Source organism: Arthrobacter sp. MDT2-34-1 (assembly GCF_059091365.1).
In genome coordinates, this window is sequence record NZ_JBNHGO010000198.1 from 1 (window position 1) to 303 (window position 303).

Consider the following 303-nt stretch of genomic DNA (forward strand, 5'->3'; position numbering starts at 1 on the left):
CACTGAACCGGTCTCCGGACTGCGGCCCTGCCTAGGCGGGCGGCCGCATGGGCAGTACCCGCCCGGCCGGTCAGCGGGGACTGCGGTGCAGGTCGTATTCGTCACTGGGCAGCAGCTTGGGGCGGCCGCCCACCCCCTCGATGATCAGCACGGTGCCCTCTTCGGGGAAAGCCTGTTCGACTTGGCCGAAATAGTGGATGGCACCGTTGCGCCGGGCTTCGATCCGGTCGCCGGGACGCAGGGCGGACAGGTCGGGGATCCGCGGGTTGAGGCTGAAGACGTTGGTCACTGTATTCCTTCCGT

1 protein-coding gene is annotated in these 303 nt (G+C 68.0%); it reads right to left on the reverse strand.

All coding sequences use genetic code 11. The features are described 5' to 3' along the window. Positions 1-70: 70 nt before the first annotated feature. Positions 71-303 (reverse strand): hypothetical protein (locus AC5RVV_RS18340; protein WP_494002756.1); only part of this gene is annotated, 233 nt, incomplete at its 5' end.